This is a genomic window from Cytobacillus gottheilii, from assembly GCF_018582665.1.
Lineage (GTDB): Bacteria > Bacillota > Bacilli > Bacillales > Cytobacillaceae > Cytobacillus > Cytobacillus gottheilii.
In genome coordinates, this window is record NZ_CP071709.1 from 966292 (window position 1) to 992007 (window position 25716).

The 25716-nt window shown below is 40.0% G+C and carries 24 protein-coding genes; 15 read left to right on the forward strand and 9 right to left on the reverse strand.

Annotation, left to right across the window (positions count from 1 at the left end):
* The first annotated feature begins 21 nt into the window (after window positions 1-21).
* From J1899_RS04665 to J1899_RS04700, 8 genes are all read left to right on the forward strand, one after another.
* Entirely contained in the window at window positions 22-1326 is a 1305-nt protein-coding gene (locus J1899_RS04665; RefSeq protein WP_371806981.1) for a TRAP transporter large permease, read from the forward strand.
* 120 nt (window positions 1327-1446) lie between these two features.
* Entirely contained in the window at window positions 1447-2448 is a 1002-nt protein-coding gene (locus J1899_RS04670; RefSeq protein WP_214477884.1) for a zinc-dependent alcohol dehydrogenase, read from the forward strand.
* A 34-nt stretch (window positions 2449-2482) separates the two neighbouring features.
* Window positions 2483-3238 (forward strand): 2-dehydro-3-deoxy-D-gluconate 5-dehydrogenase KduD, encoded by a 756-nt coding sequence (gene kduD / locus J1899_RS04675; protein WP_214477885.1) that lies wholly within the window; start codon window positions 2483-2485, stop codon window positions 3236-3238.
* A gap of 123 nt (window positions 3239-3361) precedes the next feature.
* On the forward strand, window positions 3362-4126 hold the full coding sequence (kduD, locus tag J1899_RS04680; protein ID WP_066449304.1) for a 2-dehydro-3-deoxy-D-gluconate 5-dehydrogenase KduD: 765 nt from the start codon (window positions 3362-3364) through the stop codon (window positions 4124-4126).
* A 142-nt stretch (window positions 4127-4268) separates the two neighbouring features.
* A complete protein-coding gene (locus J1899_RS04685) occupies window positions 4269-4478 on the forward strand; it encodes a helix-turn-helix transcriptional regulator (RefSeq protein ID WP_066449297.1) in 210 nt (69 codons plus the stop codon).
* Window positions 4475-4852, forward strand: a complete 378-nt coding sequence (locus J1899_RS04690) for a permease (RefSeq protein ID WP_066449294.1) — start codon at window positions 4475-4477, stop codon at window positions 4850-4852. Before J1899_RS04685 ends, J1899_RS04690 begins: the two co-directional genes overlap by 4 nt.
* A gap of 395 nt (window positions 4853-5247) precedes the next feature.
* Window positions 5248-5439 carry a spore coat protein gene (locus tag J1899_RS04695; RefSeq protein ID WP_156495821.1) on the forward strand — a complete coding sequence of 64 codons (192 nt, stop codon included), beginning with the start codon at window positions 5248-5250 and terminating at the stop codon, window positions 5437-5439.
* Window positions 5440-5934: 495 nt separating this feature from the next.
* Entirely contained in the window at window positions 5935-7530 is a 1596-nt protein-coding gene (locus J1899_RS04700) for a BCCT family transporter (RefSeq protein WP_066449285.1), read from the forward strand.
* A 58-nt stretch (window positions 7531-7588) separates the two neighbouring features.
* On the opposite strand, the gene J1899_RS04705 is transcribed toward J1899_RS04700, so the two are convergent.
* Window positions 7589-8356 carry an HAAS domain-containing protein gene (locus J1899_RS04705; RefSeq protein WP_214477886.1) on the reverse strand — a complete coding sequence of 256 codons (768 nt, stop codon included), beginning with the start codon at window positions 8354-8356 and terminating at the stop codon, window positions 7589-7591.
* 17 nt (window positions 8357-8373) lie between these two features.
* A complete protein-coding gene (locus J1899_RS04710) occupies window positions 8374-8694 on the reverse strand; it encodes a PadR family transcriptional regulator (RefSeq protein WP_066451740.1) in 321 nt (106 codons plus the stop codon).
* A gap of 338 nt (window positions 8695-9032) precedes the next feature.
* On the opposite strand from J1899_RS04710, the gene J1899_RS04715 reads away from it, so the two are divergent.
* Window positions 9033-10010 (forward strand): proline dehydrogenase family protein, encoded by a 978-nt coding sequence (locus J1899_RS04715; RefSeq protein ID WP_214477887.1) that lies wholly within the window; start codon window positions 9033-9035, stop codon window positions 10008-10010.
* Between the two features lie 305 nt (window positions 10011-10315).
* Complete coding sequence (locus J1899_RS04720) at window positions 10316-11308, forward strand: bile acid:sodium symporter family protein (RefSeq protein ID WP_214477888.1); 993 nt, start codon at window positions 10316-10318, stop codon at window positions 11306-11308.
* A 115-nt stretch (window positions 11309-11423) separates the two neighbouring features.
* On the opposite strand, the gene J1899_RS04725 is transcribed toward J1899_RS04720, so the two are convergent.
* A complete protein-coding gene (locus J1899_RS04725) occupies window positions 11424-11900 on the reverse strand; it encodes a glutathione peroxidase (protein WP_214477889.1) in 477 nt (158 codons plus the stop codon).
* Window positions 11901-12132: 232 nt separating this feature from the next.
* Here J1899_RS04725 and hemG point away from each other — a divergent pair, with 232 nt between their 5' ends.
* Complete coding sequence (gene hemG / locus J1899_RS04730) at window positions 12133-13521, forward strand: protoporphyrinogen oxidase (RefSeq protein WP_214477890.1); 1389 nt, start codon at window positions 12133-12135, stop codon at window positions 13519-13521.
* 83 nt (window positions 13522-13604) lie between these two features.
* Here hemG and J1899_RS04735 read toward each other — a convergent pair whose 3' ends face one another.
* Window positions 13605-14114: an endolytic transglycosylase MltG gene (locus J1899_RS04735; RefSeq protein WP_214477891.1), complete on the reverse strand. Its 510-nt coding sequence runs from the start codon at window positions 14112-14114 to the stop codon at window positions 13605-13607.
* On the reverse strand, window positions 14111-14488 hold the full coding sequence (locus tag J1899_RS04740; protein WP_066449265.1) for a hypothetical protein: 378 nt from the start codon (window positions 14486-14488) through the stop codon (window positions 14111-14113). The genes J1899_RS04735 and J1899_RS04740 overlap by 4 nt, the downstream gene beginning before the upstream one ends.
* A 624-nt stretch (window positions 14489-15112) precedes the next feature.
* On the opposite strand from J1899_RS04740, the gene purU reads away from it, so the two are divergent.
* Window positions 15113-16012 carry a formyltetrahydrofolate deformylase gene (purU, locus tag J1899_RS04745; RefSeq protein WP_214477892.1) on the forward strand — a complete coding sequence of 300 codons (900 nt, stop codon included), beginning with the start codon at window positions 15113-15115 and terminating at the stop codon, window positions 16010-16012.
* 804 nt (window positions 16013-16816) lie between these two features.
* Here purU and J1899_RS04750 read toward each other — a convergent pair.
* A complete protein-coding gene (locus J1899_RS04750; RefSeq protein WP_214477893.1) occupies window positions 16817-18700 on the reverse strand; it encodes a terpene cyclase/mutase family protein in 1884 nt (627 codons plus the stop codon).
* Between the two features lie 83 nt (window positions 18701-18783).
* On the opposite strand from J1899_RS04750, the gene J1899_RS04755 reads away from it, so the two are divergent.
* Both J1899_RS04755 and J1899_RS04760 read left to right on the forward strand, forming a co-directional pair.
* Complete coding sequence (locus J1899_RS04755) at window positions 18784-19923, forward strand: DUF2515 family protein (RefSeq protein WP_214477894.1); 1140 nt, start codon at window positions 18784-18786, stop codon at window positions 19921-19923.
* Between the two features lie 101 nt (window positions 19924-20024).
* Window positions 20025-21686, forward strand: a complete 1662-nt coding sequence (locus J1899_RS04760) for a glycoside hydrolase family 13 protein (protein ID WP_214477895.1) — start codon at window positions 20025-20027, stop codon at window positions 21684-21686.
* Window positions 21687-21923: 237 nt separating this feature from the next.
* Here the strand turns inward: J1899_RS04760 and J1899_RS04765 are convergent, their stop codons facing one another.
* Together J1899_RS04765 and putP are read right to left on the reverse strand one after the other, a co-directional pair.
* Window positions 21924-22508, reverse strand: a complete 585-nt coding sequence (locus J1899_RS04765; protein WP_214477896.1) for a hypothetical protein — start codon at window positions 22506-22508, stop codon at window positions 21924-21926.
* A gap of 78 nt (window positions 22509-22586) precedes the next feature.
* Window positions 22587-24050 carry a sodium/proline symporter PutP gene (gene putP / locus J1899_RS04770; protein WP_214477897.1) on the reverse strand — a complete coding sequence of 488 codons (1464 nt, stop codon included), beginning with the start codon at window positions 24048-24050 and terminating at the stop codon, window positions 22587-22589.
* Window positions 24051-24210: 160 nt separating this feature from the next.
* On the opposite strand from putP, the gene J1899_RS04775 reads away from it, so the two are divergent.
* On the forward strand, window positions 24211-24726 hold the full coding sequence (locus J1899_RS04775; protein ID WP_066449246.1) for a hypothetical protein: 516 nt from the start codon (window positions 24211-24213) through the stop codon (window positions 24724-24726).
* Between the two features lie 48 nt (window positions 24727-24774).
* Here J1899_RS04775 and J1899_RS04780 read toward each other — a convergent pair whose 3' ends face one another.
* Window positions 24775-25593, reverse strand: coding sequence for a squalene/phytoene synthase family protein (locus J1899_RS04780; RefSeq protein ID WP_425515006.1), 819 nt, complete (start codon window positions 25591-25593; stop codon window positions 24775-24777).
* Window positions 25594-25716: the final 123 nt, after the last annotated feature.

The following is a 25716-nucleotide window of genomic DNA, read 5'->3' on the forward strand; positions in this document are numbered from 1 at the left end:
AAGGAAGTAGATAATATGGATATTGCTGTTCAAGCGGCACTGATACTATTTGCTGGCGTGGCATTCTTATTAATAATAGGTGCACCAATTAGTATTAGTGTTGGAGTTGCATCTGCCTTGGCGATGTTCTCTATCATTGACTTTAATAATGGTCTTTTGACCTCAGCGCAAAGAATGTTTACTGGAATGAACTCATTTACATTGCTTGCGATTCCGTTTTTTATTCTAGCCGGCGTTATTATGAACAACGGCGGGATTGCAACCAGACTGGTCAACTGTGCTAAAGTACTGAGCGGCCGTTTGCCGGGTTCTTTAGCACATACCAATATCGTTGCTAACATGATGTTCGGATCCATCAGTGGTTCAGCGGTTGCTTCTGCAGCTGCAGTTGGAGGAACGATGGGACCGCTGCAGAAAAAAGAGGGATATAATCAGGAATTTAGTGCGGCCGTAAACATTGCATCCGCACCAACAGGAATGCTGATTCCGCCAAGTAATACATTGATTGTATACTCCCTTGTAAGCGGTGGAACATCGATTGCAGCTCTCTTCATGGCAGGATATGTACCGGGACTTCTATGGGGTCTGGCTTGTATGGTTGTTGCGTTTATTTTGGCTAAAAAGTATGGATATAAAGGCGATGACAAAGTTAGCTTTGCGGTCGCATTAAAAGTATTTTTAGATGCCATTCCAAGTCTTTTGTTAATTGTGATTGTTATTGGAGGGATTATTGGAGGCGTGTTTACGGCAACAGAAGGTTCTGCCATTGCCGTGGTTTATTCGCTGCTGCTCTCCTTCATTTACAGAACCATTAAAATCAAAGATTTGCCTGGTATTTTATTAGATTCAGCAAAAACAACTTCTATTGTTATTTTCTTAATCGGTGTTTCTTCTATTATGTCATGGGTTATGGCATTTACGAATATCCCGGGCATTATTGCTGATACATTGCTAAGCATTTCAGATAACATGTTTGTTATTTTGCTCATCATGAACCTGGTACTTCTAATTGTTGGAACGTTCATGGATCCAACACCAGCGGTTTTAATCTTTACGCCTATTTTCTTGCCAATTGCGACAAGTTTTGGGATCGATCCGGTTCACTTTGGAATTATGATCGTATTCAACTTATCAATTGGTACCATTACACCGCCTGTTGGACCTGTGTTATTCGTGGGCACAAAGGTAGCTGGTCTGAGAATTGAGAATGTAGTGAGACCGCTGATGCCATTTTTCCTAGTGACCATCTTGGTGCTGTTTCTGATCACATACATTCCACAATTGTCTTTATTTGTACCAGAGTTATTTAACTTAACAGGAAATTAATAAAAAGTGGACAGGTACATGTAGCGTGGAAACGGGACTGTACCTGTTTTTATAATGAGAGTTTGAGAAGCAACTAGAATAATGTTAAATATGTTTTTTTATGTAATGGAGGGATTGATCATGAAAGCCATTTTTTATGAGGGTGCGGAACATGTTGCCTTCAAAGAAGCAGAGATGCCTAAACTGCCAGAAGGATGGGCACTCATTAAAACTTCCCATGTTGGGATATGCGGAACAGATCTAAATATCTATGCAGGAACACATCCCCGCGCTGCGGCGCCTTTAATCATGGGGCATGAATTTTCCGGTACGGTGCTTGAAGGACATCCAACACTAAAAGAAGGAACAAAAGTAACAGTAAACCCATTATTAAGCTGCGGCACATGCGGACCTTGTGTATCAGGACAGTCCCATGTTTGTGAGTCTCTAAAGCTGATTGGCATTGATTGTGATGGCGGGATGGCAGAATATGTTGCTGCACCGGCCGACAGCATTATTGCTTTGCCGGAGGAGATGAATTTAGAGGCAGGAGCATTGGCAGAGCCGGTTGCAGTTGCGGTTCATGCGGTCCGTCAGGGCGGTTATGTGCCGGGAGATCGGGTTGTTGTTTGTGGTGCGGGCACGATTGGCTTATGTGTAGCACTCGTTTTGAGAAGCTTGGGTGCAACAGATATCATTGTGGCTGAAACGAACGAACATCGTCTTGCCATGGCGAAAGAGCTTGGTTTTGTTGCGGTAAATCCACTGAGTGAGGATGTTCACAGTGTGGTTTTAGAGCATACGAACGGCTTAGGTGCCGATTTTGTTTTTGATTGTGCAGGCCATCCATCGGTATTAACTCAGCTGACCGAGCTTGTAAAGGTCAGAGGAAATATAATCATTGTGGCGGCATATAAAAAGCCAGCTCCAGTCAACCTTCTTCAAGGAATGTTTAAGGAGCTCTCCATTCAATTTGTGCGTGTTTACACACCAAGAGACTTTGAGATTGCGATTGACCTATTAAACTCACAAAGCAGCTTTGAAAAAATGATTACACATGTGCTTCCTCCTGAAGAAGCCGAAAAAGGCTTTGAGCTGCTGACAACAGGAACAAATGCGGTGAAGGTTATGTATTCTTTTTAAGAAAAATATTTGCCCTTTAGAAAGGAATAAAAACATGAATAACTTATTTGATCTAACAGGAAAAGTCGCGGTAGTAACGGGCGGTAATCGTGGTCTTGGAAAGGAAATGGCTTTAGGTCTTGCCAGTGCTGGAGCTGATGTTGCAGTGGTAGCGAGAAATGTCACAGAAGAAGTACTGGAAGAGATCCGCAATCAAGGAGTAAAAGCGATCGGCATCAATTATGATATTCGGAATGTGGATGGCTACGGTTCACTAGTGGATCAAGTGATAGATCAAATGGGCAAAATTGATATTTTAGTGAATAATGCAGGAGTGCAAAAACGTCATCCCGCTGCCGAATTTCCGAAAGAAGATTGGGATTTTGTGATGGATATTAATGCAAATGCCGTATTTTATCTTTGTCAGACAGTAGGAAAACATATGCTTGAAAGAGGAAAAGGGAAGATCATCAACATTGCTTCGCTCCTATCCTTTCAAGGCGGTTTAACCGTTCCAGCCTATGCAGCGAGCAAAGGAGCGGTCATGCAATTCACGAAATCATTAGCGAATGAATGGGCAGGCAAAGGAGTAAACGTAAATTGCATCGCACCAGGCTATATGGCGACAGAAATGAATACAGCGTTAATTGAAGATCCAACAAGAAGCAGGCAAATCCTTGAGAGAATCCCTGCACAAAGATGGGGCAATGGCCAGGATATGCAAGGTGCTGCAATCTTTTTAGCATCTGATGCCTCTGACTATATTCACGGCTATACACTGGCGATTGATGGCGGCTGGTTAGGACGTTAAGAAAGAATAGATTAAAGGGAAGAAAGACCTTTAAAACTTGTTCAAACAATAAATTGTAAACCTTAAATAAAATAGAATGATGAAATAAAAAATTTATCTGTATAAAACGAACGGAGGATACACATGACATTTCAATTGGATTACTTTTCACTAAAAGGGAAAACGGCATTAGTTACAGGAGCAAGAACGGGAATTGGCCAAGCAATTTCAATTGGTTTGGCAGCTGCCGGTGCACATGTCCTTCTCTTGGGCCATCGTGATAACTTACAGGAAACACAAACGAAGATTGAGGAAATTGGCGGAACGTACGATACCATCTTAATTGATCTAAGCAAGGTCGACACAATTCGTGAAAAACTTAAACCAATCATTGAAAAACACGAGATTGATATTTTAGTCAACAACGCAGGTGTCATTTACCGTGAACCAGCCGTAGATTTTAATGAGCAAGAATGGATGCGTGTCATTGATGTTAACGTGAACTCCATTTTCGTATTGTCTCAGGAAATTGGGAGAGGAATGGTGGAAAGAGGATCAGGCAAAATCATTAATATTGCATCCCTTTTATCCTTCCAGGGCGGTATTTTCGTACCAGCTTATACGGCAAGCAAGCATGCAGTTGTAGGATTGACAAAGGCTTTAGCCAACGAGTGGGCTGGCAAAGGCGTTCAGGTAAATGCAATTGCTCCTGGATATATTGAAACGAACAACACCGAAGCCATTAGAAACGATGAGCAGCGCAATAAATCAATTTTAGAAAGAATTCCGGCAGGACGCTGGGGAGAAGCAGATGATCTGGCTGGTGCTGCAGTCTTTTTATCCTCCAAGGCTTCTGAATATGTCAATGGCCATGTACTAGTCGTGGATGGCGGCTGGCTGGGACGATAAACATAGGCTAGAAATAACATAAAAAACGGTAAGAGCGTTAAAAGCTCTTGCCGTTTTTTTGTATGATCTTCATGAAAAAGTGTAAAGTTACCTTGACGTAAAGTTTCTTTTACTTTATTGTAAAAATATGAGAGGTGATGAAGTGAAAAATCGATTGCCTGAGTTACGGAAAACGTTTGGTTATTCGCAAGAGCGTCTTGCAGCCAAGCTTGGAGTGTCGCGGCAGACCATCATTTCAATTGAAAAAGGAAAATACTTTCCTTCGCTGCCGCTGGCTTTTGAACTAGCAGCAACATTTGAGACAACAATTGAACATGTATTTATTTATGAAGGAAAAAAGGAGGAAGAATGATGGGATCAAGAAAAACTTTCTTAGTCATGGGGATACTATTTACGCTAATGGGGGGATTTGTAGGATACGCAGGAATTATGGCAGACTCAGCTCCAATATCCATGACCTATATTGTTCTTGCCATGGCTTACATGTCCTTTTGTCTCAGCTACTTATTTCCGCAATTTAAAGAAAATGATGAGCGGGTGAAATTAATCAAGCAGAAGGGGATGTTTGCTTCATTTATAGCGTTTATGCTGTATCTGATTCTGTTTCAAATAGGAATTCAGCTAGGCTGGGTTAACCTCAGCGCATTACAGCTTCTGCATATTTTGAGCACATTAATGATTTGTACAGTCTTTTCTTCATTTGTCATATATTCTAAGAAAATATGAAAACATTGTTTGATCCCATTATTTCCTAGGGAATACTGTCGATTCGGAAATACCAAATCTTTAGGCTGTACCTATATGTTCGACACCTGTTTATAGAGACTCTTAGTTGAGGAAATCCTGCAGAGTTAATTGCTTTAAAAGCATCCAACATAAAAATCAGCAATAGCCTCCTTTTTTTAATAAATATAGGCAACTGTCTCAAACATAAACGAATGTCCAGCATATTTTATCTTATAAATTGGCTGTGCAAATGCATTTGAATTATTTCGTTTCTCTTCCGCATTTTAAATACTGAAAAAGCATGAAAGCTTAGAATAATGTCAGCCATGTGGAAGTAAGGTGCGATTATGATTGGGGCTAAGCCAATTAATTATTATAGGGGGGAGCCTATTAATATGTATGGAAGAAGACCTTATGGATTTGGTTATGGAGGATTTGGCAGAAGACCGTTCGGTTATGGTTTTGGCGGACCGTTTTTAGGCGGTTTTGTTGGAGGTTTGGCAGCAGGAGCACTTCTTACACCTGGATTCGGATATGGCGGTTATCCTGGATATCGACCGTTTTATCCGCCATATTACTATTATTGATAAATGTGGCTGGCTTTTTGCCAGCCATTGCTGTTTTTGCGAGGAATATTATTCTAGTCATCTCTGAATATTTTATTGGAAAAAGAGGTTTACTCTATATAAAATTAGGGAAAAAAGAAGTGTGGATGATCCTTGTGGTTATAAGGAGAAACCAAACTCTGCTGTTTTTCTAAGGGAGCAGCAGCGGTTGATATTGTTTTTTAGTTATGATAAGTTCATATATAAGAAAGGAGGACAGCACAACAATTGGAAATGGAATTATTTTTCCTATATTCGTAATAGTGTACTGAAGAAGGGGATCTGTACTATACAGATAAAGAATGCAGTGCACAACGAGATTATGAGGATATGAAAATTAATTCTTTACGGCGAAATTTATTCTTGCACATAACTCTAGTTTTATTCGCTTCGTTTCACTTCGCAATTTACTTCTTTTATATTAAAAAACCAAATGTTCTTTCCCTTCGTACTAAAACGATCTGAAAGGAAGAATCAATGAATTCTCAAAAGAAAAAATTAAATATAGTTTTTTATGCATCGGCGGTCATTATTGCAAGTTTAGTATTGGCAGGTGCTTTCATGCCAGCGGCTTTTGCAGAAGTTGCCAACACAGCGCTGCAATTCACAACGCATAATTTTGGCTGGCTTTATTTAGGAGCGATATTCATTTTTGCGATCTTTTTAATTTACTTAATTTTTAGTAAATATGGATCGATTCGATTGGGAGGCAAAAATGAAAGACCGAAATATCCGCTATTTACATGGATCGGTATGCTTTTTTCAGCAGGTTTTGGTGTCGCTCTTGTTTTTTACGGAATCGGTGAACCTATGTCGCATTTCTTTGCACCGCCATTTTCAGATGTAGAGGCGCAATCTACAGAGGCAGGAAGAATCGCGATGGGTTACTCTTTTTTTCACTATGGAATTAGCCAATGGACCGTTTTTGGTATAGTGGGTCTTGCAATGGCATACTTCCAATTTAAAAAGGGCACAGATGGAATGGTCTCTACGACTCTTTCTCCAATCATCGGAAAAGGAAAACATGAAAAGCCAACAAAGAGACTCGTTGATATTTTGGCGATCGTAGCAACAGTACTAGGTGTAGCGACTTCAATTGGGTTAGGCGTCATGCAAATTAATGGAGGAGTTACGTCCACATTTGGAATTGCAGAATCCCCATGGACGCTGATCATAATTATGGCCATTTTGACTGGCTTATATCTGTTGTCAGCTACAACAGGATTGGATAAAGGAATTCGCTGGCTAAGTAACTTCAACCTAGGTGCTGCTTTAGTGTTTATGTTGTTTGTATTTGTTACGGGTCCAACAGTGTTCATTCTGGATACATTAATTGTTGGTCTTGGCGATTATATTACAAACTTCATTTCCTATAGTCTGAGATTAAGTCCTTATAGCGGCGGTGAATGGGTCTATGATTGGACTGTGTTTTACTGGGCATGGGCGATTGCTTGGGCGCCGTTTGTTGGAGCTTTTGTAGCACGTGTTTCCAGAGGCCGTACGATTCGTGAATTTATCTTAGGTGTCATGGTCGCACCTCCTGCCATTGCTTTACTGTGGATTGCCGTTTTCGGAGGAACAGCACTTCATATGGATTTATTTGAAGGAGGAACAATTGCGGCTGCTGTTAACAACGACATTACAAGTGCTTTATTTGCTACTTTAGCAGGCTTGCCTTTTACAGAAATTGTTTCCGTATTTGTCCTTCTGTTAATCTTCACTTTCCTAATTACTTCTGCTGACTCGGCGGTATTTATTTTGAGCAGTATGTCGACTGGGGGCTCACTCAATCCTCCAATTAGAATAAGAATTATTTGGGGAGTATTAATGAGTGGAATTTCTTTAATCCTTCTCCTTGCAAGCGGACTGACTGGATTGCAGACAGCTTCAATTATTGCTGCATTGCCATTTGTCATTATTCTCTTGCTGATGAATTTCTCGATCTTTAAAGTCATTAGAGCTGACTATAAAAAAGAAGCAGTTGCCAAAAACCCGGCTGCAGTGAAAAAAGAAACAAGAGAGAAAACACAGAAAACAAGCAAGTTAAAAGAAGATAGTGCAAGTGTCTCATAATAAAATAGAAAAGATTCAAGGCGTTTATGCCTTGAATCTTTTTTTATTCAGGTTTCTATTATACTTCTTTATTTTTCTCTAATCTTGCAGAAATTAAAAGATAAATAGCAATGCCGCCAAAGGTAATCAGTGTGCCTGTAATCAGTCTTGCCTCATCTTGCAGCGATGTTTGTTCAAGCAGGTAGTCAGGCAATGTGATAAGTGCCAGAACAATCACCATAACCCAGGTTTTAGCCCAAAGGGAGGTCCCAATTAGAAACACTAGCAGAATAGTCCCGGTAATGATACTTCCAAGAGTGCCAAAATCGATGACAGGAGTGGCGATCGCTTTGTTTAAAAAGATTAAGCCGAGAAAAAGTCCAATTGGAACAATGGATATCCCCATAAAGATCAATCCTTTTTTTATAGGAGAGCGTTCCAATGTAGAGATTGCCTTAAATCCAATCAATACAAAAGCGATAAAAATAACGGCAATCACGATATGTCCGACAATTTCTAAAACAGAATATGAGAGTGTTCCTTTCAGCAAATCTGGAATGATGTTAAAGGAAAATGAACCTAAAACAATCAGACATATATATTTGAACCACGTCCTCATATCAATAGACATTTCATTTGAAATCATCTGCATATACTCTTTTGGGGACTTTCCAACAATTTTCTCGATTGGTTTCCCCTTTTTTTCTGCTTCATATAGATGAACTTCTAATTCTTCAATCATTTCCTCAATCTCTTTTGGATTTTTACCGCTGGAAAATAAATAAACCCGCAGATTTTCTAAGAAATTCTGGCTTTTTTTCGATAATGTGAATTCATTATTCAACATTTTCAGCTCCTTTTGTTTTATTGTCCAGTGTCTGATTCATGATGAAGCACCCTATTGACACTGCTCTCCAGCTGATGCCAGCGCTCCATAAACTTCTGTAATTCCAGTTCTCCTTTTGGTGTAAGTGAGTAGTATTTTCTTCGTGGACCAGCAGTCGATTTCTTTAATGTAGAAGTAACCAACTCTTCCTTTTGCATCCTAATAAGCAAAGGATAAATGGTTCCTTCACTGAAGGAATGAAATCCATATTCTTCAAGCTTTTCGGCCAGTTCGTAGCCATAGACTTCTTTATTATGAATAATGGCAAGAATACAGCCATCAATAATTCCTTTAAGCATCTGAGTAGATGACAAAGAATTTCACTCCTTTTTCCACTAACTTGTAATACAAGGGTTATGGGTTTTATATACCTTGCAATGCATGATATTAATTAGTATAACTTTGATTATCTTGTAATGCAAGGTAAAAGAAATAATAATGTTATAGCGATTTAAGAATAGGGAATGCAATCAACATAACAAGAATTTAAATAACATATATCAGGAGTGGCAGAATGAATGTCTGATTTTGTCACCTTTTGTATAAATATGATGGTTGAAATATTCGAAAAACAAGCTAAATTAAAAAAATATGCTATAATTTATTTTGTAAATTTATATGAATAGGAGTAATCGCTATGGTGTTAAAAGATGTGTTTATTGGCCTTTCCCAAAATCAATTCTTAAATAATACGGCGAAAAAATACGGGTTAAAATTGGGTGCTCAAAGTGTTGTTGCAGGCACTAACTTAACCGAAGCGATTAAGAGTATTAAAGAGCTTAATGCGAAGGGAATTTCTTGTACTGTAGATAATCTTGGCGAATTTGTATTCGAAAAAAGTGAAGCTACAGAAGCAAAAAATCAAATCCTTGAAGTCATTGAAGCGATTCATGAACATCAAGCAGATGCGCATATCTCTTTAAAGCCGTCCCAGCTGGGCCTTGATATTGATTACTCTTTTTGCTTAGAGAACCTGAGAGAAATTGCAGCTCGGGCCTATCAATATGGCATCTTCATTAATATCGATATGGAAGACTATAATAGACTGCAGCCTTCATTCGATATGCTCGATGAACTCTCAAAAGAATACGATAATCTTGGCACAGTGATCCAAGCGTATTTTTTCAGAGCAGATGATGACATTGAAAAGTATAAAAATTACCGATTGCGCATCGTTAAGGGAGCTTATAAAGAACCCGAAGATGTTGCTTTCCAGACAAAAGAAGAAATAGATAAACATTATATTCAACTGATTGAATGGCATCTGCTTAATGGCAAATTTACATCAATCGCGACACATGATCATCGAGTGATTAATCATGTAAAGCAATTTGTTAAAGAACACCAGATTTCAAATGACAAGTTTGAATTCCAAATGCTATATGGTTTTAGAAAAGAGATGCAGCTCGATCTTGCCAGCGAGGGTTACAATTTCTGCACATATGTCCCTTTTGGACATGATTGGTATGGCTATTTTATGCGCAGATTAGCTGAACGCCCGCAAAACTTAAATCTTGTGGCAAAGCAGGTCTTTACAAAGAAAACGAATACAATTATTGGAGTGGCTGCAGGAGCGTTCTTGCTTGGCAGACTCACGAAAAGAAGAAATAAATAAATGTATTGCCTGTTCGTATGATTACGAGCAGGCTTTTTTGTATATTCGAAGAGAAAAAGGAACTAGAAATCTAGGAGATTGCAAGCAAATTGGAAGATTTTCTGACAAAAAAATAAAATTTATTGTTTTAATTATTCAGATTCTTTAGTAGAATGGATATTAAAATATTAAAGGGGCGGTATCATATGAGTGATATTTTTATATGTGGTGAGATTATTCAGAAGTAAGAACTCCATTTAATGGGTGAGGAGATTACTGTATTTAATTAAGAAAATACTAAAAGTAAAAGAACAGGGGTTATGATTATGAAACTATTAGAAACAATCAGCTCAATCGCTGGTAAATTTTTTGCCGTATGGGTGATCATCATTGCTGTTATTGCTTTTCTAGTGCCAGCGCCATTTCAGCAGCTGGGAGGCTATGTGACAATTCTTTTAGGTGTAGTAATGTTCGGAATGGGATTAACATTAAAGCCTGTAGACTTCAAGATCATTGCCACCAATCCATTTCCTGTTTTAATCGGCTTTGTAGGACAGTTTACAATTATGCCGCTTGTAGCCTTCCTGATTGCAACAGCACTAAACTTACCAGCTGAACTTGCAGCAGGCTTAGTTCTTCTGGGATCTGTACCAGGCGGAACAGCATCAAATGTTATGGTATTTTTAGCGAAAGGAAATGTACCGCTATCAATTGCAATGACGTCACTTTCAACATTGCTGGCTCCTGTTGTAACACCACTTATTTTATTGTTATTAGCAGGGCAATGGATGCCAGTTGACGCAGCTGCAATGTTCTTATCAATTGTTCAAGTCATTATTGTACCAATTGCATTAGGGTTATTGATTCGAAAAGTTTTCCCAAAGACAGTGGAAAAGAGCATTGGGGTTCTGCCATTGATTTCTGTTGTGGCAATTATGATTATCGTTTCAGCCGTTGTATCAGGCAATGCTGAAAGACTTGCACAAACAGGATTGCTTGTTTTTGTTGCCGTTATGCTTCACAACGGTGCAGGATTACTGCTGGGATACTTTGCAGCCCGTATGTGCGGGCTTGATGAAAGTAAACGCCGGGCCATTGCACTTGAAGTAGGAATGCAAAATTCAGGGCTTGGGGTTACACTTGCTACCGCACACTTTGGCCCGGTCGCTGCTATTCCAAGCGCACTAGGGGCGGTTTGGCATAATATTTCAGGACCGATTCTTGCGACTTACTGGGCGAAAAAACCAGTGGTAGAACATGAAGTAAATGCTTCTGTTGAAAGCACAGAACAGGCTGTAAAACATACTCCAATCGGATAGTTGGAAAGGAGTACTGCTCGTAATGAGTGGTACTTCTTTTTTTATGTAAAAAAGACCTAACATATAGTTTCTATGCAGGTCTTATCATACAGGGGGGTGTGCAATTTTTCCTGAATTATAATAGTTTTGTTATATCATCTTCAATTTTTCCAGGCTCAGTAGTAGGTGCATATCGTTCAATGACCTGACCATTTCGATCCACCAGGAATTTTGTAAAGTTCCATTTAATATTTTTGGATAAAACGCCTTTTTTCTGTTCTTTTAAATGTGAAAATAAAGGAGCAGCATTTGCTCCGTTCACGTCAATTTTTCCAAACATCGGGAAGGTTACACCATAGTTGAGCTGGCAAAACTGTGTCGTTTCTTCAATATTATCAAACTCCTGATTATTGAACTGATCACAAGGAAAACCTAAAATTTCCAACCCTTGATCCTTGTATTTATCATATAGACTTTGCAAACCTTCAAACTGAGGAGTTAATCCACATTTGCTTGCTGTATTCACGATTAATAAAACCTTGCCTTTATACTCATCTAATGATTTTTCATTGCCGTTTGTCATTTTAACTTGGAAATCATGTACCGTGCTCATTGTATTTCCTCCCTAATGTAAAATTAAATCGTGTACGATCTAATTTTAAGGTGTTTTTAGGTGAAAAGCAATTGAGAGGTATTTGCTTAAATACCCGCAGATAATCACCAGTTAAAAAAAGCACAATCTGTCACACAATCCTCAAACTTTCACAATCATGCATAAAAGAGATCTAATCAATATATGTTACACTCTATATAGATATAAATGATAGATAACTGAGGTGTACACAGTGAAAACAGTATTAGTCATCGGCGGCGGCATTACTGGAATGGCTGCCATGTATGAACTGCAAAAATGGAAAAAAGAAAACAGCTCTAATGTGAAGCTAATCCTTGCAGAAGGAGCTGATCAGCTGGGCGGAAAGATCCGCTCTGTTAAACAAGATGGATTTCTTATGGAGTCTGGTGCAGATTCAATCGTTACGCGCAAAACTCATTCTATGTCTTTTATGAAGGATTTGAATCTTGAAGACAAAGTGGTATACAATGCATCAGGCAAATCCTATATATATTCAGATGGTCAGCTGCATCCGATTCCATCCAATTCGGTCTTTGGCATTCCGGGAACCATTGAGGCATTAGCTGAGAGCACGCTTGTTTCAGCTGAGGGGAAGGTTGCGGCTTTAAAGGATTTTTATACAAAAAATGAACACTTTACAGAAGAAGATTCAATTGGAGAATTTCTAGAGCACTTTTTCGGGAAAGAGCTGGTAGAAAAGCAAATCGCTCCTGTATTATCTGGCGTGTATTCGGGTGATCTGAATCAATTGACGATTTCAGCTACATTGCCGAGTGTGCTCAAATACAAAAATGAATATGGCAGTATCATAAAAGGCTTTGAAGCCAATCTGGCGATGTATCAAAGCAGCGGCGAAAAACGGTTTTTATCATTTGAAAATGGACTCCATACCGTTATTGATGCCTATGCAGATCGTTTAGAGGACGTGCATCTGCTTATGAATAGTAAGGCTGAGCGAATTGAAAAGCAGGATGGCCACTACAACGTGACGTTTACGAATGGGGAAGTGGTAACTGCAGATCATATTATTTTAAGCATTCCGCATAAGGCTGCTGAAAACATGCTTGCTGACCAGAAGTTGCAGGATAGCTTTCAGCAATTAAAGTCCAGTTCTTTAATTAGTGTCTATCTTGGTTTTGAAGTGCCTGATAGTATACTGCCTGCTGATGGAACAGGCTTTATTTCAGCAGATCCTGATGAATTAACATGCAATGCTTGCACATGGTCCAGCAGAAAATGGTCTCATACGTCAAAAAGCGGAAACCTTCTGTTAAGACTATTTTATAAAAGCAGTCTGACCAATTACGCTTCTATAGAAAAGATGACAGAAGAGGAACTGCTGCAGACAGCCTTAACAGATGTGAAAAAGGCATTAGGAATTGAGGCGGCACCTGCCATCAGCGAAATTACCCGCTGGGAAAACAGCATGCCCAATTACTTAATTGATCATAAAGAAACAGTAACCAGCCTAGAACAAAAACTTGCGGAAATCTATCCTGGCATCGAGCTTGCCGGCTGCTCCTATTACGGAGTAAGTCTGCCGGATTGCATTGAAAATGGAGAGAAGACAGCGCAGAAGGTTATATCTGAATTAGTGTGAAGAGAGGAGGCAGCCAGTGGGGCTGCCTTTTCATTTTTGTATGGAGACAAAAAAAACAGCGATTACTCGCTGTCTTTTTTCAATTATTTAAATATAATCGATACCAATTCGTCCATGGTCATGCCGCTCTCAACTTCAAATGTACCTGGACGCAATTCGTTGGATAAGCCGCGTTTTTCAACTTCTTTGAAAAAGTCGTTAGCGTTTTTGATGACGTTCGCTCTTTCAAGTGCATCACCGACATCAATGCTTGTCATTCCGGAAGTAACAGTCAGCATCGTACGGTATACGACTTTCTCAGCTGATTCTGTTTCCTTCTCATCTTCTTTGGCAGGTTCTTCTGTTTTTGCAGGTTCAGCAGAAGCTTTTGCTTCAGCAAGCTGCTTGCTCCATTCATCCTCTGTAAGAATGATATAGTCTTTATCAGTTAACTCTGCTTTCATCTCATCTTCAGTTAAAGCTATGGCTTCTTCTTGTACTTCTTTTGCTTCTGTTGTTTTAGCTTCACTAGGACTAAGGAAATAAACGATGGCGACTAAAGTGGCAGCTGCCAAAAGGCCCGCTGCAAAACTGCGCATTGTACCAGCTGTCATTGAGCAACCTTACTCCTTTCATCCTTTTGTTTCATATAAGGAGCGAGAACCTGCTGAACTTCATTTGGCGTCAGCTTCATTTTCATTGCAATGCTTTCAAATGAATAGCCGCGGCGATGCATCTCGAGCATCTCTCTCAATGTATTCTTACGTTCTTTCTCATCAGCGGCAATGCCAGCTTCCGTATCAGCGATTTCGCTGTCTAGTTCAAGATTGCGGATTTGCTGCTTCAATTGATGAATTTCATCCATTAGTGAAAAAGAAAGCTGATCGATCTGCTGATCTGTGCTTGCAGCTGTTTTTCTCGCTTTAATAAAAGATAATACGAGTAGTACAGCGGCTGCACCAAATAAAACTGCGATTACCCAACCCATAAAAATTCCTCCTAAAATTAAAGATACATCTATCAATCTGTCATTATGTGAAACTGAATATTAGCAGCAATGGTATGTACCATATAGCCTTTTTGATGGCTGTCATTAAACCTATTTTATTATACACTGCTTACTGCCGAATTTCGATGACATTCGCCAAAATAACACAATAGTCATATCTTTATGAGAATATAAGGAGAAACTGCTACTTTTTTCTGTATGGCCGGACACCTTGCCTTCATACAATGTACTCATGCTGGGGAGATGCTTTTACCTTCTAAAGAGGCGGTTTGATAGCAAACCGGTAAATTTGATAGGAAAATTGGTAAGTTTGATAGGAAAGCTGAAAAGTTTGATAGGAAAGTCAGAAATTTTGTTAGGATACAACAGATATTTGATAGGAAACCCCCAATTCATATACAAAAATCTCAAAGATTGAAGGTGAAAATCCAAATATAGCTCAGAATAAACGATCTGTGTCCCTAACTTTAGTATAAAACCCAAGGATACCAACATTTTCAGCACAATTTCTCATTGAATCATACAAAAGTTCAAAAATTCACATTACCTTCATGCAAATTTGCTATAATACACCATATCCTTTTTAGACAGGTGGTTAGTTTAATGAGAACTAAAGATCATCAGATTGAATCATTTAAAAATAAGATGAAGAACCGGGGCAGACTGTTAATTCAATGTCCAGATCAGCCAGGCATTGTAGCAGCTGTTTCACAGTTTTTATTTGAAAATGGAGCGAATATTATGGAGTCAAATCAGTTTTCAACAAATCCAGAGGGAGGAACGTTTTTCATTCGTATTGAGTTCGAATGTCAGGATTTGCTGGAGAGAAAGAGCTCTCTTCAAGAAAACTTTGCCAAGATTGCAGAAACTTTTTCGATGGAGTGGAAGCTCACGTTTGTTCATGATCTTAAAAAAACGGCGATTTTTGTATCAAAGGAACTGCATTGTTTACGCGAGCTTTTATGGGAATGGGAAAGCGGTGAATTAATCACAGACATTTCGCTTGTCATCAGCAACCATACGGAAGCAAAAGAACTGGTAGAATCGTTTGGCATACCTTTTGTTCATATCCCGATGAGCAAGGACAACAAACGGCAAGCAGAAGAGAAACAGCTTCAGCTTCTGCAGGAGTATGAAGTGGAGACCATTATTTTAGCAAGGTATATGCAAATTTTATCGCCAGATTTTGTGGAAGCACACCCTTTTAAAATTATTAATATTCATCATTCCTTCCTGCCGGCGTTTGTTGGTGCACGTCCATATGACCGGGCGTATCAGCGTGGCGTCAAGATTATTGGAGCGACTTCACATTATGTTACAAATGAATTAGACGAAGGTCCGATTATTGAGCAGGATATAATCCGGGTTGATCATCGAGATCATGCCGATGATTTGAAAAAAACAGGAAGAAGTATTGAGCGCAGCGTACTTGCGCGTGCCGTTAAGTGGCATCTGCAGGATCGTGTGATTGTTTATGGAAATAAGACGATTGTATTTAATTAAGCATGAACAAAAGGGCGCATGAATTTAGCGCCCTTTTTACATCTGTAGAATTGGAGAAATTCTATTTACTCTATGAAAGGTCTGTCATTCCTGAAAAGAACGGAACCCACAGATTTCAGGAATTACCCAAGGCGAGTCATTTCCGAAAAGAACGGAACCACAGATTTCGGGAATGACCGAAGGCGAGTCATTCCGAAAAGAACGGAACCTACAGATTTCAGGAATAACCCAAGGCGAGTCATTCCCGAAAAGAGGAGATGAATTACCGAAGGCGAGTCATTCCCCGAAAAGAGGAATTACCGAATTACCGAAGCGAGTCATTCCCGAAAAAAACGGACTTGATTTCAGGAATAACCCACAGATTCCCGAAAAGAACGGAATTACAGATTTCGGGAATGACCGAGTCATTCCCGAAAAGAACGGAAGCCACAGATTTCGGGAATAACCGAAAAGAAGGCGAGTCATTCCCGAAAAGAACGGAACCCACAGATTTCAGGAATTACCGAAGGCGAGTCATTCCCGAAAAGAACGGAAGCCACAGATTTCGGGAATGACCGAAGGCGAGTCATTCCCGAAAAGAACGGAACCCACAGATTTCAGGAATTACCCAAGGCGAGTCATTCCCGAAAAGAACGGAAACCACAGATTTCAGGAATAACCCAAGGCGAGTCATTCCCGAAAAGAGGAGAAGACACAGATTTCGGGAATTACCCAAGGCGAGTCATTCCCGAAAAGAACGGAACCCACAGATTTCAGGAATAACCCAAGGCGAGTCATTCCCGAAAAGAACGGAAGCCACAGATTTCAGGAATTACCCTCACCCCATTTATTCTTATAATGAGCAAGTGCGAGCAGCGGAAATATATAACGATAGCTATGATAATGAATATATAACTCGCCAGCCATCCCTTGGCCGTGCGGATAATCTGTTGTCCAATCATCTTGATCGAGGTTTTGAATTAGGAAGGATATTGCCTTTTTAATTTCAAGAGTTGGGTGGTCTGAGATGGAAATCAGTGCATCAGCTGCCCAGGCTGTATGTGTTAATGTACTTGTTCCTAGCGGAGTGTAGATCATGTTAGAGTCACTTTTACACGACTCTCCCCAGCCTCCATCAGCATTTTGGATTTTTTTAAGCCAGCTTTTGGCTTTTTCAATTGCTTTATGCTTTGGAGAAACGCCTGCTGCTGCTAATCCTGTTAAGGCTGCCCAGGTGCCGTATATATAACAAATTCCCCATCTGCCATACCACGAACCGTTGCTCTCCTGATTTGAGACAAGCCAGCGGATACCATCCTTCATTGGTGCTAAAGTTTTCCCCATATTTGTATATTTTCCCAAGTATTCAAGCGTTCTTCCGGTCAAATCGGCACTGGAGGGATCGGTCAGAATAAATTCTCCTTTTTCAATCGGCAAAAAGGAGAAAAATCTGCTGTCCGTATTTTTTTCAAAAGCGGGCCAGCCGCCATCATCATTTTGCATCGAGGTAACCCAGTTTGTGCCTTTGTCCCATGCGTATAAGACAGGGCTATGATCTGTTGCTTCTGCTGTAATGGCACGCAGAGTGGCCGTGCTGTCATCTACATCAGGGTTAATGGTATTAATGTTCGAAAAGCCCCAGCCGCCAGGCAGACTTTGTGGATTATGCACCGCCCAATCACCATATTTGCGATGCTGTTTTTTGAGTAAAAAATTATTTGCTTTCGCGATTATGGGATCGTGGGAAGAAACTCCCGCTTCTTGAAGCGCATGACTGATTAAACTTGTATTCCAAATGGAAGCGGTCGTATATTGCATATGTGTGGTTCCTTGAATGGCTGTTCTCATGGATTTCAAGCCATTGATAGCGTTTTGGATAATGGGATCATTTTTAGAATGTCCAAGCGAAATCATCGCATAAATCATAAAGAAGGTGGAGCTGAAGTAGCTGTAAAACGTACCATCCTCTTCAATTCGGCCAAGGATATACTGCTTTGTCTGACTCACTGCCATACTGTGCAATTGGGCGGGCAGGCCGGCAAGATAGGTAAGGCTGTTTTTAATAGCAGAAAAAACCTGCTGCCATTCATTTGAGCGGGACCAGCTGAAAAAAGCATCTTCTCGATTTCCATACAGTTCACGGAGGTCGGGGCGATTTTTTGTTTTTAACCGAAATCTTTTATCAGCTAAGATCATGATAGGTTTAATGTTAGAGCGGCCATAAACGGAGAGACTGTAAAAGTTGATCGGAAAGGATGACGGCAAAAGAATAAATTCAATGGGAAGCGGAAAAAAAGCAGGCCAGCGCTGCTGCCCTGTCAGGGTAAGCATCATTTTCGTGAACATATTCGCTTTTTCCATTCCGCCGTTGTTTAGGATAAATCTTCGGGCTGCACGAAGGCGCGCATCATTTTTCTGATAATAGCGTGAGTAAAGAAGGGCGTAATAGGAGTCAATCGTTGCCGAAATATTTCCGTCGAGCTCATCGTGAAAAAGCTTCCAAGCTCCGTTTTGTTCCTGTCTGCTCATTATCCGCTCTGCTAATTCTTCAATCAATTGTTCATCATCAATCTCTAAGGACCTTAATAAAATAATCATATAGGCATCTGTCGTAATCCCCGTCTCAAATGGATATTCCCATGAACCTTGCTCTGTTTGGTCGTGTTTTAAACGTGTAACCAGGTTATCAATTGACTGAGTAATGTTCATCTTTCAAACCTCCTCGAAACAATCTTCCATAATACATATTCTGAAGAGGGAAACACCATTCACAAAGATAAGGAGGCTGAAGCATGGACGTACTTTTAAAAGTGCTAAAACAACTAAGATTGCCCCCTGAGCTGCAGCCGCTCAAAAAAGAATTGAAAAAAGTGCTGAAAGAGAAGCACAGTGTGAAAGTGTATTCAGCCGAGGACGAAGAACTAATAGCTAAAATTAAAGCTGAGACAATCAGATTAAATAAAAATAATGTGACCAGAACGCAGGCCTACTACGACTACTACCAGGAATGTCCGGAGATTCATTGGTCCTTCTTGGCACATATGGTTTCAAGAAATGCAGGCTGGAACATGACCGATTTACGCGGTGAGTTTCTATCCAGAATTTTAAACGGGGAAGAACAAAAAGCCTTTTTTGCCTTCTTGGAAAGAGGAAACTGGCTGATTTTCCAGGATGCATATCCGCAGCTTCTGCTTTATAGAGAATGGAAAAGAACACGTAAAAATAGGTTCCATTTATTAGCTGATTTTCATGTTTCGGCTTTTATGGAGGTGGTTTGGAACCATTATCTGCAAAGTAAAGATGTTGGGATCTTAACACATGGATTAATCATCAATGAACAGAATTATATCCAAAGCAGAGTGATGAATAATGCTGTCTTTCAAAAGAATGTTGTAGATACATTGGAGTTTAAACTGCAGGATTATTTGGCATTTAATCACATTCTTTTTCCATACATGCAGGATGGCAATGTTTCGTTAAAAGGGGATACTGTTCATCAATTCCAGCATGTGGAGGCACGGATACGGTTCGGGAAAAAGCTGTACCAGATCCTTTTTAGCACTGAAAAAAATCAAGTGAAGCAATGGGCAGCTGCAAACCAGCATACAGGCTCACGAAAGGATTATTGGTCACATCTCTTTAGTGATATACAAGACAAAGTGCCAGATGCTGCTTATACAGCCAAGCTTCAGGGATGCCATCTAAAAAACGCCAGCAGTCGTTTATATAGTCCGCAGCTTTTAGCAGTATGGGATACGTTTGACCATGAACCAGCACAGGCAGAAGAGTGGTGTAAGGATTGGCGAATATTATATTTACTGAAGGAAGAAGAGGCTGCAGGAGACGGAAGAATTGAAGCTGATTATTGTCAGTCCTTAGAGGGGTTAGAGCTTGCAGCTCTTGCAAAAAAAGTAATTTCCGTCTTTACTTGAATTTCAGAAATAATTTTGTGCAAACGTTTGCTCTTTTCGCTGTTTTTGTGGATAATGAAGAGAACGTTTACATTAAATTATATAGAATTAGGTGATACGTAATGGAATGGTGGAAAAAAAGTGTAGTATATCAAATCTATCCGAAGAGCTTTATGGATAGCAATGGAGATGGAGTCGGGGATATTCCAGGCATCATCAGCAAACTTGATTATTTAAAGAAGCTGGGCGTAGATGTCATCTGGCTTTCACCGATCTATGATTCTCCGCAAGAAGATAATGGCTATGATATTCGAGATTATCAGGAGATTTTTCATCAGTATGGAACGATGGCAGATTTTGAACAGCTTCTGGAAGAAATGCATAAGAGAGAGTTAAAGCTTGTGATGGACTTGGTTGTGAACCATACGTCGGATGAGCATCAGTGGTTTGTGCAATCAAAGCAAAGTAAGGACAGTGATTATCGAGATTATTACATATGGAGAGATGGAAAGGATAATGGAGAGCCGCCGACAAATTGGGGTTCAACCTTTGGCGGATCGGCATGGACATTGGATGAGGAAACCGGTCAATATTATCTTCACATTTTTGCTAAAAAACAGCCTGATCTAAATTGGGAAAATGTTAGCTTGCGAGAAGATGTTTATAGCATGATGAAATTTTGGCTGGATAAAGGCATTGATGGATTTAGAATGGATGTCATTAATTTTATATCAAAGGATCCAGATTTCCCAGAAGGTGAAAAAAATCCAGGTGATGCTTATGGAAACGGCGGGCAGCATTATATTAACGGACCGAGAATTCATGAATACTTACGCGAAATGAATCAAGAGGTTCTCTCCAAATATGATGTGTTAACAGTCGGCGAAATGCCAGGAGCAGCTCCGGAAGATGCACAAATTTACACAAACCCGGAGAATCAAGAACTGAATATGGTGTTTACGTTTGAGCATATGGACTTAGACAGTAAGAATGGCGATAAATGGAGTTTTACTGATTTACATCTCCAAGATCTAAAAGAAAACTTTGAAAAGTGGCAGACATCTCTGCATGGTGTCGGCTGGAACAGCTTGTATTGGAATAACCATGACCAGCCGCGCATTGTATCACGCTTTGGGAATGATGGGGAATATCGTGTCAAGTCAGCCAAAATGCTTGCCACCTGTCTGCATATGCTGCAGGGAACTCCGTACATTTATCAAGGCGAAGAAATAGGAATGACCAATGTACGATTTGATAAATTAGACGATTACCGTGATATTGAATTGATCAATATGTACCATGACCGCAAGCAGCAAGGCTGGAATCATGAGAGATTAATGGCGGCAATTTATAAAAAGGGGAGAGATAATGCCCGCACGCCGATGCAATGGAACAGCAGGGAAAACGGCGGTTTTACAACAGGTACACCATGGATCAAATCTAATCCAGTCTACACTGATATCAACGCTGAGCAGGCTTTGGATGATGAAAATTCAATCTTCTACTATTATCAAAACCTGATTCAACTAAGGAAAAAGCATGACATTATAACAACAGGTAAATTTGAATTGCTGCTGAGAGAGCATCCTCATATTTTTGCCTATAAGCGTGTGGAAGGAAATCAGCAGTTATTGGTTCTCTGCAACTTCTCGGATCAGGAGCTGGTGATTGAAGATGAAGAGATTCTGCAGTTCATTGGAGAAGCATCTGTGTTGATTGCGAATGAAGATGCTCGGGAAAATGAAAAGCTGTCTCCTTATGAAGGGATTGTTTATTCATTATAGTGATTTGGGAGAATGGCGGATAAAGTGCTGTTTTTGGCGGATAAAATTTTTTGACGGCGGATAAATCATAAATAACCACGGATATCCTGGTTATTAATCTATTATTTAATGATAAAAAGATAAAATTTGAAGGTCAGAGGGTGTTTCTCTCTGGCTTTTTTATATTTTTCGTTAATAAATAGCAGAGTAGATGAGAAGCTTGAAGCATAACTCCAAACTCCCATGTGATCTCCTAACCTATTCAATCATCTGGTTCGCGATTGCGATGATTTCCTCTCGATGCTGTTCCACAGGAATATCATCATTCATATATACCACAGTAAAGACGACATCGTCGATCTTGAAAGAAAGTGCGCTTTTTAGGTAATAGCCTGTTACACCGTTTTTCATTTCCACTTCTTCATAATTGGGATAACTGCTGTCTGAAACAGGATAATCCGCTTTTACTCTTAAGAGGATTTCTTCATTTTCATTTGCAGAGCGTGCTCCGAAATCAGCGCTGATCATTTTGCCATCACCGTTCAGATCATTGATCACCGGAGGCATATAAGGTTCTGCGTCAAATGGCAGTTCTTCTGGCAAGGTCATGTCAAACGGAAGAGCATCGAGACCTTCTTCTACAGTAGCTGCTTCGTAAGTGGTCGGTGAATTGCCCTGCTGCTCTTCAGTAATGTCTGTTAAGTTAGTTGTGTCTAGTGCGCCAATACTAATATTTAGGAATTGACAGCCTGTCAGGAAAAAAAGACTCAGCAGACTGATAGATGCTATTTTTTTCAGAAAAACTCCCCCTAATTTATTCTCTATTTTTATTAATTTTAACATTAAATACAATAATAGGTAATTGTATTATCAAAATATCTACGCAAAAAAAGCAGATCGTAATTGATCTGCTTTACTGTATTATTTTAACGCTTCCTCAAACTCCTCAAATTCCTTTTCTACTTCTATTGAAGGTTTAGCTGTAAGCATACTTACAACAACAACTGCCAGTAAGCTAGCAGCGAAGCCTGGAATCATTTCATATAAGAAATCGGACAGATCTGCCATTGACCAGATAATTACCGTAGCGGCACCAACGATCATTCCGGAAAGCGCGCCAGCTGATGTCATCCGTTTCCAGTAGAGACTTAAGAGAATGAGAGGTCCAAAGGAAGAACCAAATCCTGCCCATGCATAGCCGACTAGGTCAAGGATCGTTTCATTTTTCTCCCAAGAGATGAAAAGAGCAATGACTGCGACAACTAGCACTGATAAGCGCCCAATCAAGACAAGCTCCTTATCTTTTGCCTCGCGGCGGAAAAATGTTTTATAAATATCTTCCGTTAATGAACTGGATGTTACCAAAAGCTGTGAAGAAATTGTGCTCATGATGGCTGCTAAAATAGCGGCGATCAGGAACCCTGTAATGATCGGATGAAAAAGAATTTCGCCTAAAGTAATAAATACCGTTTCAGGGTCATCGAGCGTTTGGCCAGCCTGAGAAAAGTAGGTAATGCCCAGGAAACCAGTAAACATGGCTCCGATGATCGAGAAAATCATCCAGCCCATTCCAATGTTTTTGGCCTTTTTGATTTCTTTTACTGACGAAATGGCCATAAAGCGCACGATGATATGCGGCTGGCCGAAATATCCGAGACCCCAAGCGAAAAGGGAGACAATTCCAAGTACGCTTGTGCCTGTAAAGATATTCAGAAGAGCAGGATCAATTTCCCGCGGAACCTCCACTGCAGGTCCAATGCCGCCAACATGAAAAATCGTAACAAGCGGAACAAGAATAAGTGCAAGAACCATGATAATTCCTTGAATAAAATCGGTCCAGCTTACTGCTAAAAACCCGCCAAAAAGCGTATAGGCAATAACAACAGCAGAAACCATCCAAAGCCCTGTATGATATTCAAGTCCAAAGATGCTTCGGAATAAAATTCCGCCTGAAACCATGCCAGATGAAACATAAAAAGTAAAAAAGATTAAGATAACTAAACCAGAAATAAGGCGAAGCAACCTTGAGCGATCTTTAAAGCGGTTTTCAAGATAGCCTGGAATGGTAATAGAATCATTGGCAATCTCTGTGTAAGTACGCAGGCGCGGAGCAACATAAATCCAGTTTGCCCAGGCACCCAATGTAAGGCCAATGGCAATCCAAGAAGCACTTAAACCGGAGGCATACATCGCACCTGGCAGCCCCATCATGAGCCAGCCGCTCATATCTGAAGCACCGGCACTTAGCGCGGTAACCGCGGGTCCAAGCGTACGACCTCCCAGCATATAATCTGATAGATTGGAAGTCTTTCTATAAGCCCAGATTCCAATCCCGATCATCCCCGCCATATAGACTGTAATAGAAATGATTAAGCTATAATCCATAATATTCTCCCTTCTTCCCCTAGTAAATGATATAAAATTATGAATTTTAAATCATTTGCCATATTATACAACACTTTAATGCGTCTAGGTGATAAATTTTTCAAACAGAAGAAACTTTATAAAAATAAAATTCGTCTAGTTTAGGGAGGGAGGGATTCTGGTGAATCTGATGAAAAGTTTATTATTTCTTGCACTATGCGGGGTATTACTGCTTGGATGCGGTAAAGAAAATCAGGTTGATACATCAGAAGCTCCTCAAATCGATTACGAACTGATCGCAAGCGAGAAAACACTGCCTGCTAACTTTGATGAGATCGCTTATGAAAGAGAAGAATCTCCTGCTTTTCAGTATTTAATCAAAGCAGCATACAACCCAATTGACTTTGAGCAGTTGTGGAATTTATTTGATTTTGAGAAAAAGATCCCAAAAGTGGATTTTGAATCAAAGAATGTCATGATTGTCGGGCTGCATGAATCCAGCTGTCCCACTCATATAGAAGAGATTAATAATGAACAAGAAACGCTCACCATTAATGTGGCTACAAAGGAAAATACTTGTGATGAGCTTGCTGCACCAAGAGCCTTTGTGATCGAATTAGATAAGGGGATTTCTGAATCTCTGCAAGAAGTTATGATCGTTGAGAGCGAAATAAAAACCATAGTTCCTATTCAGTAAAAAAATTGGGAAAAGCCTAGGAATGTCCTAGACTTAGGTGAATGGTTCCTATTTTCCAACGACTTTATTAACAGCGTCTTCTACATCGTTTCGGCTCATTTTTTCTTTGCCTTCCATTAATGCCTGAAGCGTTCCATGTGCCAGTGTTAATGGGATTTTGCAGAAGTGCAGGATGGTTGTATTGTCGATATCCTTAATATAGAGGTCTGCTAATTCAAGATTGCGCTGTGCATAGGCAAACATCTCATCAAGATTCCAGCCTTCCGGAAAAAAGCTGACACCACGTGTTTCGTCTTCCTTATAATTGCGGAGAATGTTAACGGCCTGGAGTCCTCTGCCAAAAGCAATGCCAAGATTTTTATCCGCGGTTGTGCCGTCATACCAATTCCAGATATCTGTCAGCATGACACCAACTAGCCCTGCAACCGTATAGGTATAATCATCGAGTTCTTCCTCATTGGTGATCTTCCATTCCTTTTCCACCCACTTTGCCATCCCCTCGGCCATTATTGAAGTGGATTTAAGAACCTCTTTTCGAATGCCTTCAGGACAATAGGTAACCCAGTCTGAAATTCGGCTGGTTACTTCCGGAAGTCGGTTTTGATGTGGCTTTAATAATTCATTCAGCTGTTCGCGAGGATCATCTTCTTTAAGAATGGTACTGATTGAAGAGAGAAGCTGTATTTTCAGACTGCTTTCCATTTCTGGATCATCTTCAATTTCATCAATTGCCCTCATGCATAAATAGGCTGAACCAACGCCTTCCTTTAACCCTTCCGGCAGCAGGCTAATAGGAATAAAGAAGGTTCTGCTTGTTTCTTTTAGGACTTCGGTTGCTTCCGTATGTAAATGATTACTAGTTTTCACCGTGTCATACCATCCTTTTTTCATATTCATCATTTTATATTGTACCACCATTCATGAACATATGGTGTTTGCATACATTAAGACTACTGTAATTGTAGCGTGTATGCAAAAGTTTTGTCATGT

Excerpts from the sequence above, each read along its gene's own strand:
- J1899_RS04695 (WP_156495821.1), top strand. The coding sequence starts at position 5,248 with ATGTATGGAAGAAGACCTTATGGATTTGGTTATGGAGGATTTGGCAGA.
- J1899_RS04700 (WP_066449285.1), top strand. The coding sequence starts at position 5,935 with ATGAATTCTCAAAAGAAAAAATTAAATATAGTTTTTTATGCATCGGCG.
- J1899_RS04740 (WP_066449265.1), bottom strand. The coding sequence starts at position 14,488 with ATGGGTTGGGTAATCGCAGTTTTATTTGGTGCAGCCGCTGTACTACTC.
- J1899_RS04760 (WP_214477895.1), top strand. The coding sequence starts at position 20,025 with ATGGAATGGTGGAAAAAAAGTGTAGTATATCAAATCTATCCGAAGAGC.
- J1899_RS04690 (WP_066449294.1), top strand. The coding sequence starts at position 4,475 with ATGATGGGATCAAGAAAAACTTTCTTAGTCATGGGGATACTATTTACG.
- J1899_RS04755 (WP_214477894.1), top strand. The coding sequence starts at position 18,784 with ATGGACGTACTTTTAAAAGTGCTAAAACAACTAAGATTGCCCCCTGAG.
- putP (WP_214477897.1), bottom strand. The coding sequence starts at position 24,050 with ATGGATTATAGCTTAATCATTTCTATTACAGTCTATATGGCGGGGATG.
- J1899_RS04725 (WP_214477889.1), bottom strand. The coding sequence starts at position 11,900 with ATGAGCACGGTACATGATTTCCAAGTTAAAATGACAAACGGCAATGAA.
- kduD (WP_214477885.1), top strand. The coding sequence starts at position 2,483 with ATGAATAACTTATTTGATCTAACAGGAAAAGTCGCGGTAGTAACGGGC.
- J1899_RS04705 (WP_214477886.1), bottom strand. The coding sequence starts at position 8,356 with ATGTTGAATAATGAATTCACATTATCGAAAAAAAGCCAGAATTTCTTA.
- purU (WP_214477892.1), top strand. The coding sequence starts at position 15,113 with ATGAGAACTAAAGATCATCAGATTGAATCATTTAAAAATAAGATGAAG.
- J1899_RS04710 (WP_066451740.1), bottom strand. The coding sequence starts at position 8,694 with ATGCTTAAAGGAATTATTGATGGCTGTATTCTTGCCATTATTCATAAT.
- J1899_RS04750 (WP_214477893.1), bottom strand. The coding sequence starts at position 18,700 with ATGAACATTACTCAGTCAATTGATAACCTGGTTACACGTTTAAAACAC.
- J1899_RS04670 (WP_214477884.1), top strand. The coding sequence starts at position 1,447 with ATGAAAGCCATTTTTTATGAGGGTGCGGAACATGTTGCCTTCAAAGAA.
- J1899_RS04735 (WP_214477891.1), bottom strand. The coding sequence starts at position 14,114 with ATGACAGCTGGTACAATGCGCAGTTTTGCAGCGGGCCTTTTGGCAGCT.
- J1899_RS04720 (WP_214477888.1), top strand. The coding sequence starts at position 10,316 with ATGAAACTATTAGAAACAATCAGCTCAATCGCTGGTAAATTTTTTGCC.
- J1899_RS04715 (WP_214477887.1), top strand. The coding sequence starts at position 9,033 with ATGGTGTTAAAAGATGTGTTTATTGGCCTTTCCCAAAATCAATTCTTA.
- J1899_RS04765 (WP_214477896.1), bottom strand. The coding sequence starts at position 22,508 with ATGTTAAAATTAATAAAAATAGAGAATAAATTAGGGGGAGTTTTTCTG.
- kduD (WP_066449304.1), top strand. The coding sequence starts at position 3,362 with ATGACATTTCAATTGGATTACTTTTCACTAAAAGGGAAAACGGCATTA.